General features: G+C 48.2%; 15 protein-coding genes. 8 read left to right on the top strand and 7 right to left on the bottom strand.

The window, feature by feature from the left end; all coding sequences use genetic code 11:
* Positions 1 to 48: 48 nt before the first annotated feature.
* A complete protein-coding gene (locus RJP21_RS18915; protein WP_310860692.1) occupies positions 49 to 735 on the bottom strand; it encodes an NAD(P)-dependent oxidoreductase in 687 nt (228 codons plus the stop codon).
* Positions 736 to 943: 208 nt separating this feature from the next.
* Here RJP21_RS18915 and RJP21_RS18910 point away from each other — a divergent pair, with 208 nt between their 5' ends.
* Positions 944 to 1522, top strand: coding sequence for a TetR/AcrR family transcriptional regulator (locus RJP21_RS18910; protein ID WP_310860691.1), 579 nt, complete (start codon positions 944 to 946; stop codon positions 1520 to 1522).
* A 219-nt stretch (positions 1523 to 1741) separates the two neighbouring features.
* On the opposite strand, the gene RJP21_RS18905 is transcribed toward RJP21_RS18910, so the two are convergent.
* Both RJP21_RS18905 and RJP21_RS18900 read right to left on the bottom strand, forming a co-directional pair.
* Positions 1742 to 2251: an SRPBCC family protein gene (locus tag RJP21_RS18905; RefSeq protein WP_310860690.1), complete on the bottom strand. Its 510-nt coding sequence runs from the start codon at positions 2249 to 2251 to the stop codon at positions 1742 to 1744.
* A 20-nt stretch (positions 2252 to 2271) separates the two neighbouring features.
* Positions 2272 to 2595 (bottom strand): ArsR/SmtB family transcription factor, encoded by a 324-nt coding sequence (locus tag RJP21_RS18900; RefSeq protein WP_310860689.1) that lies wholly within the window; start codon positions 2593 to 2595, stop codon positions 2272 to 2274.
* Between the two features lie 397 nt (positions 2596 to 2992).
* Here RJP21_RS18900 and guaD point away from each other — a divergent pair, with 397 nt between their 5' ends.
* The 6 genes from guaD (at position 2993) to RJP21_RS18870 (ending at position 9334) form a co-directional block, all read left to right on the top strand.
* Positions 2993 to 4357: a guanine deaminase gene (guaD, locus tag RJP21_RS18895; RefSeq protein WP_310860688.1), complete on the top strand. Its 1365-nt coding sequence runs from the start codon at positions 2993 to 2995 to the stop codon at positions 4355 to 4357.
* 98 nt (positions 4358 to 4455) lie between these two features.
* Positions 4456 to 5802 carry a uracil-xanthine permease family protein gene (locus RJP21_RS18890; RefSeq protein ID WP_310860687.1) on the top strand — a complete coding sequence of 449 codons (1347 nt, stop codon included), beginning with the start codon at positions 4456 to 4458 and terminating at the stop codon, positions 5800 to 5802.
* Positions 5803 to 6058: 256 nt separating this feature from the next.
* The gene (locus tag RJP21_RS18885) at positions 6059 to 6616 is read left to right on the top strand and encodes a TetR/AcrR family transcriptional regulator (protein WP_310860686.1); all 558 of its coding nucleotides are present in this window, start codon (positions 6059 to 6061) and stop codon (positions 6614 to 6616) included.
* Between the two features lie 123 nt (positions 6617 to 6739).
* Positions 6740 to 7645, top strand: coding sequence for a hypothetical protein (locus tag RJP21_RS18880; RefSeq protein WP_310860685.1), 906 nt, complete (start codon positions 6740 to 6742; stop codon positions 7643 to 7645).
* A gap of 272 nt (positions 7646 to 7917) precedes the next feature.
* A complete protein-coding gene (locus RJP21_RS18875) occupies positions 7918 to 8916 on the top strand; it encodes a hypothetical protein (protein WP_310860684.1) in 999 nt (332 codons plus the stop codon).
* Positions 8917 to 8950: 34 nt separating this feature from the next.
* Positions 8951 to 9334, top strand: coding sequence for a nuclear transport factor 2 family protein (locus RJP21_RS18870; protein WP_310860683.1), 384 nt, complete (start codon positions 8951 to 8953; stop codon positions 9332 to 9334).
* Between the two features lie 234 nt (positions 9335 to 9568).
* Here the strand turns inward: RJP21_RS18870 and RJP21_RS18865 are convergent, their stop codons facing one another.
* The 3 genes from RJP21_RS18865 to RJP21_RS18855 form a co-directional block, all read right to left on the bottom strand.
* Complete coding sequence (locus RJP21_RS18865; protein ID WP_310860682.1) at positions 9569 to 10294, bottom strand: SMI1/KNR4 family protein; 726 nt, start codon at positions 10292 to 10294, stop codon at positions 9569 to 9571.
* Between the two features lie 281 nt (positions 10295 to 10575).
* Positions 10576 to 11028, bottom strand: coding sequence for a VOC family protein (locus tag RJP21_RS18860; RefSeq protein ID WP_310860681.1), 453 nt, complete (start codon positions 11026 to 11028; stop codon positions 10576 to 10578).
* A 49-nt stretch (positions 11029 to 11077) separates the two neighbouring features.
* Positions 11078 to 11821 carry an alpha/beta fold hydrolase gene (locus RJP21_RS18855; RefSeq protein ID WP_310860680.1) on the bottom strand — a complete coding sequence of 248 codons (744 nt, stop codon included), beginning with the start codon at positions 11819 to 11821 and terminating at the stop codon, positions 11078 to 11080.
* Positions 11822 to 11834: 13 nt separating this feature from the next.
* On the opposite strand from RJP21_RS18855, the gene RJP21_RS18850 reads away from it, so the two are divergent.
* Positions 11835 to 12443, top strand: a complete 609-nt coding sequence (locus tag RJP21_RS18850) for an MFS transporter (RefSeq protein WP_397386244.1) — start codon at positions 11835 to 11837, stop codon at positions 12441 to 12443.
* A 121-nt stretch (positions 12444 to 12564) separates the two neighbouring features.
* Here RJP21_RS18850 and RJP21_RS18845 read toward each other — a convergent pair whose 3' ends face one another.
* Positions 12565 to 13161 carry a chloramphenicol phosphotransferase CPT family protein gene (locus tag RJP21_RS18845; RefSeq protein WP_310860679.1) on the bottom strand — a complete coding sequence of 199 codons (597 nt, stop codon included), beginning with the start codon at positions 13159 to 13161 and terminating at the stop codon, positions 12565 to 12567.
* Positions 13162 to 13309: the final 148 nt, after the last annotated feature.

Genomic DNA, 13309 nt, shown 5'->3' with positions numbered 1-13309 from the left:
GATACCACCCGCAAATATATGCAAAAATATGTAATGGAAAAGATGAAGTTATCGTCCAACATTAACGATCTTCCTGACCCAGGTTGGCTCAATTGTCGCCGCCCGTACGAGGCTGTCGGCACAGTCCGAGAAGGTAATCGGCAGGAATGGAGTGATGCGGGCTGATGGACCTGCAATATACTTCAAAGTGGCAGAACCGTCACGAAGTCCTGCCGGTCGTACAATAACCCAATCCAGGTCGCTCCGTTGCACCGCACGCTCGGCAATGGCTTTGTCCTTGACCGCCTTCGAGAAGATGCGCTGGTGAATGCGCATTGCCCACCGATGGACTGTAGAAAGTTCTTTCCCGTCGCTCAGACCAATGCCGCTCTGCATGACTAGGCGCTTAACTCCTGTACGCTGGCAGGCCGCAAGGATATTCGAAGTTCCCTCCGACACGACGGTACCCGGCGAGAAGTTGGCCGCAAGCATATTCGGGATTCCCTTCGACATGAAGGTACCCGGCGGGAAGGTTTTTGTTGGACCGATGCAACTGATGACCACATCAGTACCGGCAATAGCTTTGGCTAAACTCGATGCGTCGAGTACATCCCCCTGCCGGGTGCTGAGCCGATCAGCGGGGGGAATGGCTTCCGGTCGGCGAGCCACGGCTACAACCTCATGTCCCAATTCGAGTGCCCGCTCCATCACTTTCCTTCCCGTTCCCCCTGTTGCTCCGATAATCGCAATTTTCATTGGAATGTTCCCCTTCGATTGGTGACCATGATCAAATCTATCCCCTTTATATGCACATATAATGCACATTAGTATATTAAGAAGCAACTATGTATAATTGTAAACGGAAATAGAAAGTCCACAATTGTTAAAAAGGCAGGTTCCGTGCATTAGTTCACAAATCCTTTATCATTGTGTATTTATTTTCAGGAAAGCTGGTGTTTCTCAAGTGTCAAAGGTGGATCGAAGGATACGCAAATCCCAGGAAGCAATAAAAATGGCTGTGATTGAACTGATGATTGAAAAAAATTTTGACCAGATTACGGTACAAGATATTTCCGACCGGGCAGATGTCAGCCGAAGAACCATCTATCTTCACTACATGGATAAATTTGATCTTCTGGATAAGCTCATTGAAGAACATATTGACGAGATGCGGGAACTCTGTAATTCAACAGACGATGACGCCGATTATATGGATATGGGGTTGATATGGTTCGAGTATTTCGAAAGTCATTCTTTATTCTTCTCGGCATTGCTAGCGAGTAAAGGAAGTCCTTTTTTCCGCAATCGATTTCTTGAGTTTTTCCTCCAAGAGTTAAAGAAAAAAGAGAATGACACGCCCGAAGGGAGTAATCAAGAATTAACTGACGGTGAGGATGTTGATTTTCAATTTTTAGGAGCGGCTATCGTAGGGGTAGTGGAATGGTGGTTCAAGAATGGAAAACCTCACCCTCCTTCCTACATGGCGGCTCGGTTGGGGGTACTACTTGAACGGAATCTTGAAGCTGTTTTCCCGCCTGCATGATGGAAACCTTTATGCTATACCATCTCTGATTTGTTCGCCTGCAGCCGTACCAGAAGCCCACGCATCAACCGCCGGACAAAAAAAGAAGAGCAGCTGCATGCAGCCTCCAGGCCGCAACACACCTGCTCTTCTCTTCGTTTCGAAACTCAGGCAACCAAAGGTGCCGGTGCCAATGAACTCGGAGCTACCGCTACGGGTGTTTTCCGATGTAATAATATATTATTGCTGGCTGGCCAGGTAATCGGCAAGTTGATCGAATGTCCCGCCAAAGCCTTGCTCCAGCATAGGTGCCATGCCACTAAATGCCGCGCGCTCTTCTTCGGTTGCGTTAACCGGACCGCCGCGCAGCGTGAGGGCGGTTTTCCCATTTTCCTCCGTAAGCGTCAGGATGTTGATAATTTCAAGCGGCCAATTCGGGTTAAAAGGCGCCCGAACCGTGTTGCCTTCCTCGTCCGAGAAAGATTGGACATATACCAGTTTTTCCGGTGCATTCACTTCTTGATACACGAATTTGCCCCACATGACATGCCCCTCGGGAGATGTCTGGCTGCCCAGAAATAATCCTCCCGGGCGTACATCCATCTTGCTGACGTTTAACGAAAATCCTTTCGGTCCCCACCATTTGCAGAAGTGCTCCGGATCCGTCCATACCTTGAATACAAGTTCACGTGGAGCGTCAAAGACACGGGTCAGTAACAATTCATTGTTTTCAACCTGATTTTTCGCCATGCTAACTCCTCCTTGATTTCTTAATTCAAATGATCCTTCTGAAGTTCCTGCAAATAATCATCCAACCGATCCAAACGGTCTTCCCACAAGCTGTGGAACGTCTTCAACCAACTCTCCATCTCCTGAAGAGGCTCGGGACGTAATTTATAGAAACGGCGATTGGCCTCTGGACGCACCTCGACGATATGAGATTCATTCAATACTTTTAAATGTTTCGACACCTGTGGCTGCCGAATATGAAGCCTGTCTGCGATTTCCCCTACTGTAAGCGAGCCTTCACGAAGCAATTCGACGATCTGTAATCGAGTGGGATCCGCTAGTGCGCTCAAAGTTGTAATGTCCATGTCATCCCCTCCGATCAGTCACTAGAGCGAACTGGATGCCTTTTCAAGCCATTGACCTAAAAGAACGTAATCCGGCGAATCGCCTTCACGGATCTTTAACATTTCCGTTCAGGCTACTTCTTCATTCATTGCGACTCCTCACCTCCTTTTAAGGAATTATTTTCTATTTAGAATATACCATATTCGGAATATACCTGTAAAGGGATATTGCAAAAAAAATCATGTCATCCATTAGAAAAAATTTGGATCGGCAAATCAATGTTGAGCGCCTTCAAATAGAAGGTGACGATCGTCGCATGCCGTAAAATTAACATTCGTATTTTGCTATGGACTTATCATTTTCAAACGCATATAATAACAACCATATCACCTAAATACGAACATTGAGGCGGTAAATATGGATAAATATATGCAATTGTTTCGAGGGACGGCATTTTCTAGCAAATCCTCCAAAGAAATCGAAATCTTAAAAGACCATCTGTTCTGCGTCAATCCGGACGGCATGATTGAAAAGGTCGTAGCGCCGGCGGATGCCGATTATCAACTTTTGTTGGATGCATATGAAGGAAAAGACAACTTCCATCAGCTCGCCGAAGGCCAGTACATACTGCCCGGCTTCGTCGATTTGCATGTTCACGCGCCGCAATGGGCCCAATCCGGAACGGCATTGGACATTCCGCTCTACGATTGGCTCAACACCTACACCTTCCCGCTGGAATCCAAGTTTTCGGATATCGATTTTGCGCAGCAGGTCTACGACGATTTGGTCGGTACCCTGCTCGCCAACGGCACGACGACCGCCCTTTATTTTGCCACCGTTCATAAAGAAGCCAGTTTATTGCTGGCCCAGATTTGCGCCGACAAAGGCCAACGCGGACTCGTCGGGAAAGTCGTCATGGACGATCCGGAGCAAAATCCGGAAACCTATCGCGACGCCGACACCCAAACGGCATTGGCCGACACGGAGGAATTTATTCTCGCCGTCAAAGAGTTGTCCAAAACGACCAAACAAGGCGTTTTCCCCGTCGTGACGCCAAGGTTTATTCCAAGCTGCACAGATGAGGCGTTACAAGGTTTGGGGGAGCTGGCGAAAAAATACGACGCATACGTGCAATCCCACTGCAGCGAAAGCGACTGGGCCCACGGTTACGTGCAAGACCGGTTCCAGAAAAACGATGCTTTTGCCCTGCATGATTTTGGGCTGCTGCGCGACAAGTCCGTCATGGCCCACTGTAATTTTCTGAGCGACGATGACGCCGATTTGTTTGCCGAAACGGGAACGGCGATTGCCCACTGCCCGATATCCAACGCCTATTTTGCCAACAGCGTCATTCCTGTCGCCCATTTCCACGCGAAAGGCGTGGAGATCGGCCTTGGGACCGACATTTCGGGAGGTTTTTCGCCGAGCCTGTTCGATAACGTCAGACAAGCCGTCATGTCTTCCAGAATGCTGGAAGATGGCGTGAACCCCGCCCTTTCTGCCAACAATCGGGGCGTACCGGGATCGCGCATTACGGTGGACGAGGCGTTTTATCTGGCGACGGTCGGCGGCGGTGAAAGCTTAAGTCTGCCGATCGGCCGCATTCAAGAAAACTACGCCTGGGACGTGCAGATCATCGATACCAAGCTGCCATCCGCCAAACTGCCGATTTTTAACGAAAACGAAGATTTGCATGACATTTTTCAAAAAATCATGTACCTGACCCGGCCGGAAAATATCCGCGAAGTCTGGGTACAAGGCGAAAAAGTGCATTCGCGGTAAACATAGAGCCCGTGCTCTGATTGACGTTTTTTCTGCTAAAGACAAGACAAACCGCGATGTGCGGGAACCAATCCAAAAAATTCGAGGTGCGCTCCTGAGTGAAAACACAAGCAGATACGCAACATCACGCTCCACAGCTAACCGTTTCACCCGACGAAAAAATTTCGGTCGGCAAATCGATCATCCTCGGTTTGCAGCACGTCGTCGCCATGGACGTCTATGTCGTGCCTTTTCTTATCGCGATGTTGATCGGTTTATCTTCCGGCCAATCCAGCGCTTTGATCCAAGCGACCTTTATTGCGGCCGGGCTGGCCACGATCGTACAAACGTATTTTTGCATGAAGCTGCCTGTCGCCCAAGGTCCTTCGTATGTTCCGCTTGGCGCGATCGTCAGCATCTATGCCGCCAGCGGCGGCGGGCAATTGGGCTGGAATTCCGTGTTAGGCGCCGGCTTTGTTGGCGCGGTTTTAGTGATCGTTTTGGGCTTTACCGGCATTTTCAACAAAATCGTCAAAACGTTTATTCCGCCGATCGTCGGCGGCACGATCATTTTTATTGTCGGCCTTTCTTTGTTGCCGGTGGCGATCCGGGATAATATCTACGGTGCCAAGGACGCGACGATCAACCAAAACGTGCTGCTTGCCCTTATTTCGGGCGCCGTGCTCATTCTTTTCGTCATCCTGGGTTCCTTGTTCCGCAACAAAGGTTCCATCTTCCGCATCATTTCGGTCATGGTGGCGTTAATCGTCGGATGCATTTCGGCGAATGTGATGGGCGTGTTGGACTTTTCCGCGGTGAGCAACGCCAAATGGTTCAGCATGCCGCAGCTCCCTTTTGCCGATTTCGGATTCTCTTTTAACTTCTCGGCGATCATCACCATGGTCATTATCTATTTCGTTCTGCTGGCCGAAACGACAGGCACTTGGTTTGCCGTCAGCAACGTCATCGACAAACCGTTAACGGACAAAAACCTCAACCGGGGCGTGATCGGGGAAGGCATCAGCTGCCTGATCGCCTCTTTGCTCGGTTCGACGCCGGTGACGGGTTATTCCACCAATGCCGGCATCATTTCCATCACGGGCATTGCGAGCCGTCGCGTTTTCCTGGCGGTTGGCGTATGGTTCGTCATCTTTGGCTGCTCGGGCAAACTGGCCGCCTTGATCTCTTCGATCCCAACGGCCGTCATCGGGGGCGTTTTCACCATCGTCTGCGGCATCATTGCCATCAATGGCATTCAGGTCATGAAAAACGTCAAAATCGCCGAAAAAGAAATGTACATCATCGCCATCCCGATGATCCTCACCCTGGCTCTGGTGATGATTCCGCAAGATTTCCTACATTCTTTGCCTACGTTTGTGCAATATCTGTTGGGCTCGCCGATTTTGGCCGCGTCGATTGCGGCGATTGTGCTCAATAAGGTGCTGCCTAGCGGGAAGTCATCTTAAGAAACGAGGCTTTTAAATTTGGGAGTCGGTTCAAACAAGTCTCTTGGATAATAAAAAGAGCAATCAAAACAGGGCTGACTTGAAGGGAAATTTCCCCTTCCGGGTCGGCCTTGTTCTTTTTCGATGGCGGGTCCACCCAAAGCATCCATGGATCACTTGATCTGCGGGTCAAATAAAAAACGAACAATAGAAATCATTGACATCCGGGAAAATCGAAGATATTATTTATTTACCAATAAATAAAGGGGCAACAAAGATGGTCGTCCGGCAAGATCGCAAAGAACAAATTTTAGACAAAGCTGTCGACATATTCGCCGAACTCGGGTATTACAAAACGACGACGGCGCGGGTAGCCAAGGAAGCTGGCGTTACGCAGCCGTACGTGTTTCATTTTTTCAGCAGCAAGGAAGAGTTGTTCATCGCCGTCGTCGACCGGGCCGTCGGCCGGATCGCCGATGCCTTTTCACAGGTAGAAGCTCCCGCCGATCAGCTGATGGAAACGATGGGGATTGCATTCGAAAACCTGATGCACACCTACCGTGCTGAAACGCTGCTCGTCATGCAATCGTATACGATCGCCGAACCGGCGATCCGCGAGCATATGCGTGAACGGTTCTCCACTATTTTTAATTGGATAATAAAGAAGTTTACCACAGCCGGTTTGCCGGAGCCTGAAGTCGCGGCAAGCCAGTTTATGAGCATGGGCTTTTTGATTACGGTGGCGGAAGTGCTGGATTTGCCTCAGATGCTTAGCTTCAAAGATTGTTATCGCGACGAACTTCAGGGCATGAAGGACGATACGCTTCAAGATTGATCCAACGTAAGTGGGCGTCCTGGTTCAAAAACGGGATTACAACAAGGCAGTTACAGGCTGCCTTTTTTGTAGGCATTATTTTTATTGACTAATAAATAAAAAAATCAGGAGGTATGAAGGTTAATGGAAAACAATGGACTCATTCGTGTGGCTTTACGGGGCGCCGGACGCTTATTTGCGGAGGAAAGGCTGCTGGCTTGGCTTGGTTTTGTGGGGTTTGTGCTTGCCGCGGGCATCGGTCTATATATGAGCATGTTCGGATCGGTTGTGCCGCCGGAGGGCGACATCGCCAGCGCCTTTTCGTTCGATGCGGCGATTGGAATATTTTTGCTGTCGATCGCCATCCTGCTGCCGCTGTCCGGCTTTAAGGCAAGATCGCGGACGGCTATCCGATGGGTGTATGTTCCGATCACGATCTATGCCTACGGCGTGGAGACAATCCAGCATTTTCGGGGCGTGAATCCGCGGTTCTCGCAATCCGGTTCCATCATCGATACGATCGCCGGGGCAGCGTTTGGCCTTGCATCCATCATTCTCATTATCGTGACGATCGTCGTCGCCGTTTCCTTCTTCCGCCGCAGCCTAATGGCTAAACGGCCGCTGCTGATCCTCGGCATCCGCTATGCCTTTTTGTCGGTGACGCTCAGCTTTGCAGCCGGCTTGTGGATGATCGCCCTGAACGGGCGCTTTACGGGCTCGGCTGGAAATATCATCGTCCTGCATGGCCTTGGCTTCCATGCGCTGCAGGTGCTGCCGCTGCTCGGCTGGCTGCTGGAGCGTTCCAGCGCCGAAGCCCGGCGCGCGCGCATGCTTCTCCATGTAGGCAGCGCCGCCTGGATCGCGGCCGTCGCCGCCGTAGCCATCCAGACCGTCGCAGGCCGCACCGTTTTCGAGTGGACCGCGCTGCCGATGGCGGCAGCCGCCGGATTGCTCCTTTGCGTGGCATCCATAGCGGCCGCAGCGGGCACGGAGCTGTTAAAGCCGCGTTTTGTGCCGGGGGTTCCGTCTTTTTCTGAGTTGGAGCGGTGAATATAACGTAAGTCATTTTTAAATAGGGCTGGCCTGGAAGGCTGCGATTGACGCAGTCTTTTGGGATCGGCCCTACCTCATAGGCTGTGCACACATCAGTCAATAATACATCCGGCCATAGCTGATGCGAATGCGGGTTTTGCCGAAAAAGCACGGGAATGAATCATCCTAAAAAAATACTCGTTTTTTACGTTTACAAGGATAGGCCGGAAGAAACTTCTATGCTATGATTTGGTGGATTCTTGTACATGCCATCTATTAGGAGGTATACAATGAGCCAATGGAAGTTATCTAAACCGGAGTACGATATTCTGCTTTCTTATGTGGGATGCGGGAACTTCCCGGATGCAGACATCATTGTATTCGGAAATGAAGAAGGCACGGGCGGGTACAGCGTGGAGGCCAATGTCAAAGCGCGTGTCAATCTTTACGGAAAAGATGATCCTAACGAGGAACGCAAATATTGCATCCACGGAACGGATTGGAAGCACGGCTTTTATGAACCCAGTTCAAAAGGCGGCGCAAGCAAAGTAGAGAAATACCTCCTGAATCACGAGACCGTTCAAGAAAAGGGATTTGCTAGGGGTGCTTTTAACCCGGCCGTGGCCCGGATTTGCTTGGATTTGGAGAACCGGGGCAACACCACAAATTGGTACCAAAGCGGTACAGAAAACCCGGACGTTTGGGAAACCATTAAAGGCTTTGTCGTCGACGACTTATACAAACCCCGAGACGGTATTCAAACGGCATTGGCCGACTGGAGGCCGCTTCCTAGAGAAAATGAGTCCGTCTGGGACCCGAACGAATATGGAAACATAGCTGCATCCTTGAAAAAGAATCCTTATCTGGACGCGTTTAATCATCCAACCAAACCCTATAAACCGAGTAAATACATACAACCATTGTTCAGCCATTTTCATGATGACATGGTTCAAAGAAGCAAGATTCTAAAATCGCTGTTTATCGCCTCAAAGGCAAACATCATTTTATGTCTCGGCGGAGCCAATGCCAAAAGTTATAAAAAACAAGCGCTGGAAATCATGTTCGGGCCTGAAATCTTCGAGCCTATGCGATTTAATACTGCCGATATGCGCACCCGGAGGGGCGGGGCCTTGGAAGCATTCAAAGCCGTCGTACCATTGGATCATAAAACGCTGCACATCTTCATGGTTCCTTTTCCTTCATGGGGGAATGTATTTAAGTCGCAAAATGATGCGTTAAACATGTTGAAGGAGTTAACATCAGACTACATTAAACCGTGTTTATTGTAACTGTAACACTAAAAATCCGGAAAGGAGGAAGCCCATGAATAGCGAACAGACTAAAGCAATCATTGAAGCGTACTTGAATGCCTACAATTCATTGGATGTCGAAGGGATGCTCAACCTTCTGCACGAAGACATCGTCTTCAGAAATTTTGCCAATGGCGAGCTGAACACGGAGACGAAAGGAAAAGAAGAATTTAAACAACTAGCCGAACAATCCACCGAGATGTTCTCCAGTCGGCGTCAGACCATTACGGATTATCGCATGAATGATGATAAAGTAGAAATCCAGATTGATTACGAAGGAAAGCTGGCCGTCGATCTGCCTAACGGGTTAAAAAGCGGCGAAACGCTGCAGCTAAAAGGGAAATCGGTGTTTGAGCTTAAGGATGGGAAAATTACGGTGATTGAGGATCATAGTTGAAGTTTTGGCAGAAGGATCTCTAGAAGCAGGAAAGTTTAAATAATGGAGTCCCTTCTTCAAACTGCTGCGGCCCTCTTGATATCTAAAAGGCCATGGAAAGTGCTTTCCATGGCTGTTTTTCCGCACTCATTCACATGCCCGTCCCTTATGAAAATTCCTTTTACGATACACCTTGCATTTCGGACTGTGTAAAAACTCATCCAGTTGGCTCCGTCCGTCAATTCATCAAAGTTCTCACAAATTCGTTCGAAACGAAGGTAGGCTAGTGTCCCTCCCCATTTCGTTCAGCAGGTTTTCGATGCTCGACCGCTGGAATGACGCCAGAAATACGGCCAACGGTTCCTCCGTCCCCTCTTCGGATACGTCCAGCTCAAACACGATCAGCACATCGTCCTTCACATAGATTTTCCATGCGTTAAGCTCTGAACCCTCTTCGATCTCACTCTCCTGATCAAGACGCACGCATTTGCAATAGTCCGACATGCCCCACATGCTCTCATCGAAATTTGCCCAATACGGAAGCCGATCCTCAACGCCCAACTGAATAAGTGCTTTGCCGGCCAGAAAACGTTGAAGCGATCGATTTTCCAGCTGCCAATCGGGCAAGTTCCATGCGCATAGGTAAACCGGCGGGTCTTCCTCCTGCAAATCCTGCATCCGAATCCCGCAATAGATCACGGATTCCTCCACCTGATAGAAAACCAGAAAATCCTTATCCGTCGTAAAAAAATCGTTATCAGGAATGAATACTTCCTCTAACGGAAGTGGTTCATACTGGTTATTGCATCTTTGGGTGATATACGGTGATCGTCCCAAAATCTTATAATAATCCCGCAGTGCAGCCGGCAATGAAAAGCCCAGGCTTTGTTCCTTGGCCCGGATGTCTGCCTCCGGAATGCCGTGGGCTTCCTGATGATGTTCTCCCAATATACGAAGAAGTGTTTCGGTAGTTGCTTTCATCTTTTTGAGTTGATCTCCCCTAACGTCTTTTTTTAGTTGCTTTATGCTGGTACAGGTATACAAACGTGTCCCGTTAGTTGAGTCCCTTTAATTTGGTTTTGCATTGATTTCCGTTAAAGTTCATGCATCACCAAGTCCCACCGAGTTAAAAGCCGCTTGCTGCCGACCCAATGCGGTTAGTCGGTGCGGATGCGTCCCGGCAACTTCCTCGTTCCGGTACCGAGAGTCGAGACCCGGGGCGTGAATGCGGTGTTTCAACTAAGTCTTCTTTTAAACGTCACTTATTTATTACCCAGTTGTTCCGCCAAACCGATTAGAAGTCCTTCATTGCTACGAATGTAGCAGAGCCGATACGAGTCCCCGTACTGAACCACTTCGCCTACGAGCTGAGCACCATGCTTCGTGAGTCTGGATACCAATTCGTCAATGTCTTCAACCGTGAACATAACGCGTAGATAACCGAGGGCATTTACAGGAGCAGTTCGGTGATCGGATATCGTAGGTGGGGTGAGAAACCGCGAAAGTTCGAGTCGGCTGTGGCCATCCGGGGTAACCATCATAGCAATCTCTACAGACTGTGAACCCAGCCCGGTTACGCGACCAGCCCATTCACCTTCGACAGTAGCTCGCCCTTCGAGCTTCAAGCCGATCTCCTCGAAGAAAGAGATGGCGTCATCAAGGGATTCTACAACGATGCCTACATTGTCCATTCTTAGTAATTTGTTTTTGGCCATAGTTTGATCTCCTTATGTGTACAGATTTATTGCCTGATCATCTTCATATTTATTCCATCATATACCATAGCGGCCCGTAATCAAACTGCACTTCGACTGTCACTTCCAACAGCTCATTCATGCATTCATAAAACTCCTTCGTATTTGCCAGATATACATAGTGATCCGTATCCGACAGCTCATAAGAGCAGCATGTGGGGATTAAAGAACTCATCTTTTTAAAATCCTCCTCGGGAAGCCACATGCTGTCCTTCGCCCTGATCAAAAGTACGGGACACTGTATATTCGGCAACAAGTCAAACCAAGCCGTATCATATGCCGTGTTGGCAGACATCGCTTGCGGACTATGCATAAGCCGATATCCCTCCGTCGTTTCGGTTAGGCCGCTAATAGATTGGAGATACCAATACTCGGAAGCCGTTTTATTTCTGATAAATTGCATGGCTTCGGGCAGACTGGAGAACGGCAACGGCCAGTCTTTGGTGAACGGGTCCACGTTTGGAATTTCTTCCGGAAGCAAAGAGCTCGGCGTTGCCGGGCCACGCGCGGATATGTCGATGATGGCTGCCGCCCTGAAGCGTCCAGGGTAATGCGCTGCCAAGTGTCCAGCCACACGCCCTCCCATGGAATGTCCGACCACAATCGCAGAATTTATATTTAAAAGGTTCAACAGTTCAATCATATCTTCCGCCATTTCCTGAGATGTATATCTGGCTACCGGCTTTCCGCTTAATCCATGCCCTCTCATATCCGGGGCAGTAAAAAACCGGACCTTCTCATTGACCTTATTCATCGGTATGGCTGTTATGGTGACGATGATCGGCGTAGAGCTTTTTCTTCCGCTTTATGTACAAACGGCAAGAGGCTTTACACCGCTGGAATCGGGTTTGCTGTTGTTACCGGGTGCGATTGTAATGGGGGTTATGTCGCCGATTACCGGGAGGATCTTTGATAAGATTGGAGCACGACCGTTGGCTCTTATCGGTTCGGTTATCTTAGTAGGTACGACGTTCTTGTTCAGCAACATGACCGCTTCAACGCCATACATCTATATGATGGTGATTTACGCCATACGAATGTTCGGAATATCTCTTATGATGATGCCAGTCATGACGGCCGGATTAAACCAACTGCCTGACCATTTGATTCCACATGGAACCGCAATGAGTAACACGTTGACGCAATTGGCCGCTTCCGTTGGAGCAGCCTTGCTGGTTACGGTTATGACGAACAATACAACGGCTGCCGTTCAGCAACAACTTCCCAATCCAATGATTCATGGGGTCTCCGTTGCCTTTACGTTCTCCACCGTTTTGGCATTCTTTGCTTTAGTATTGTCATTCTTTATTAAACCGATGAAAATATCACAGAAAGAAGATACAAAAGACGAAGGCAGTTCTGCTAAAGAAAACTAAAACGGGTCTGCGCGCTGCCAAGCGCACAAAAGTCCGCGAACTTCGCGGACTTTTTGGCATTTATGTTACTCGTCTTTAGCTTGCTGATTTGTCTTTAATTGTTATCTGGTAGATTCGCCTTCTATGAAACACTAATCTCTCTTTTACTTAATTTCTTAAATGCCGAGTAATCCTGATCGGACTTAATAAAACTTAATATCTTTTCGGCGCATTCTGCTGGATTCAACTCTTCAGTATTTATTTCAAGGTCATATTCATTAAAGCAATATACTTTGTTAAACTGGGAATTTGCTAGTCCAATCTCCCGATCTCCTCTTATTTGCTCTCTTCTTGTGAGTTCTTCTTTCGAGCATAGTACACCTACAAATAATGTAGGATGGTCAAAAAGCACGTCAAGATAATCATTAAACCGCTTGTCATTGTCGATTACGGTATCAACGATGACATTCAGACCCATTTCTGAAAACAATTTAATTGTTGCATAATACACTGACATTATGGGATCAAAAAGGATTTGTCCGACAACTTGATTATCCACTTCTCTTGTAGGTTCAATATCCGGAAATTTATTATCGATAAAATCATTGTAATTATGAAAAAAATCATCAATGGATAAATGATGAAAAGGAATCTCTTTCTGATTTTTCAGTTCCATAGAAATACTAGTCTTTCCTGAACTTGAAGTTCCGTTCAAAAACACAATAAGTCCTTGCTTCAAACGAATTCACCCTCACATATAAGATTTGAGTATCATTCAGACAACGTTATATTCACAACGTTCATTAAATTATCCAACTGATAAAATATTCGAGAAACGATTTAACTATCCTGCCCGTAGCTTAAAAGGCGATGATGGCGAACCTTCG

This window comes from Paenibacillus sp. VCA1 (assembly GCF_031583795.1).
Classification (GTDB): Bacteria; Bacillota; Bacilli; order Paenibacillales; family Paenibacillaceae; genus Paenibacillus_AQ; species Paenibacillus_AQ albilobatus.
Note: the sequence above shows the minus strand (reverse complement) of the source record. Positions and strands in the feature narration are given on the sequence as shown.

What these genes read in the sequence shown, in the direction of transcription:
- RJP21_RS18915 (WP_310860692.1), bottom strand. Translation starts at nt 735, where the DNA reads ATGAAAATTGCGATTATCGGAGCAACAGGGGGAACGGGAAGGAAAGTG.
- RJP21_RS18905 (WP_310860690.1), bottom strand. Translation starts at nt 2,251, where the DNA reads ATGGCGAAAAATCAGGTTGAAAACAATGAATTGTTACTGACCCGTGTC.
- RJP21_RS18900 (WP_310860689.1), bottom strand. Translation starts at nt 2,595, where the DNA reads ATGGACATTACAACTTTGAGCGCACTAGCGGATCCCACTCGATTACAG.
- guaD (WP_310860688.1), top strand. Translation starts at nt 2,993, where the DNA reads ATGGATAAATATATGCAATTGTTTCGAGGGACGGCATTTTCTAGCAAA.
- RJP21_RS18885 (WP_310860686.1), top strand. Translation starts at nt 6,059, where the DNA reads ATGGTCGTCCGGCAAGATCGCAAAGAACAAATTTTAGACAAAGCTGTC.
- RJP21_RS18880 (WP_310860685.1), top strand. Translation starts at nt 6,740, where the DNA reads ATGGAAAACAATGGACTCATTCGTGTGGCTTTACGGGGCGCCGGACGC.
- RJP21_RS18875 (WP_310860684.1), top strand. Translation starts at nt 7,918, where the DNA reads ATGAGCCAATGGAAGTTATCTAAACCGGAGTACGATATTCTGCTTTCT.
- RJP21_RS18870 (WP_310860683.1), top strand. Translation starts at nt 8,951, where the DNA reads ATGAATAGCGAACAGACTAAAGCAATCATTGAAGCGTACTTGAATGCC.
- RJP21_RS18865 (WP_310860682.1), bottom strand. Translation starts at nt 10,294, where the DNA reads ATGAAAGCAACTACCGAAACACTTCTTCGTATATTGGGAGAACATCAT.
- RJP21_RS18860 (WP_310860681.1), bottom strand. Translation starts at nt 11,028, where the DNA reads ATGGCCAAAAACAAATTACTAAGAATGGACAATGTAGGCATCGTTGTA.
- RJP21_RS18855 (WP_310860680.1), bottom strand. Translation starts at nt 11,821, where the DNA reads ATGAATAAGGTCAATGAGAAGGTCCGGTTTTTTACTGCCCCGGATATG.
- RJP21_RS18850 (WP_397386244.1), top strand. Translation starts at nt 11,835, where the DNA reads ATGGTGACGATGATCGGCGTAGAGCTTTTTCTTCCGCTTTATGTACAA.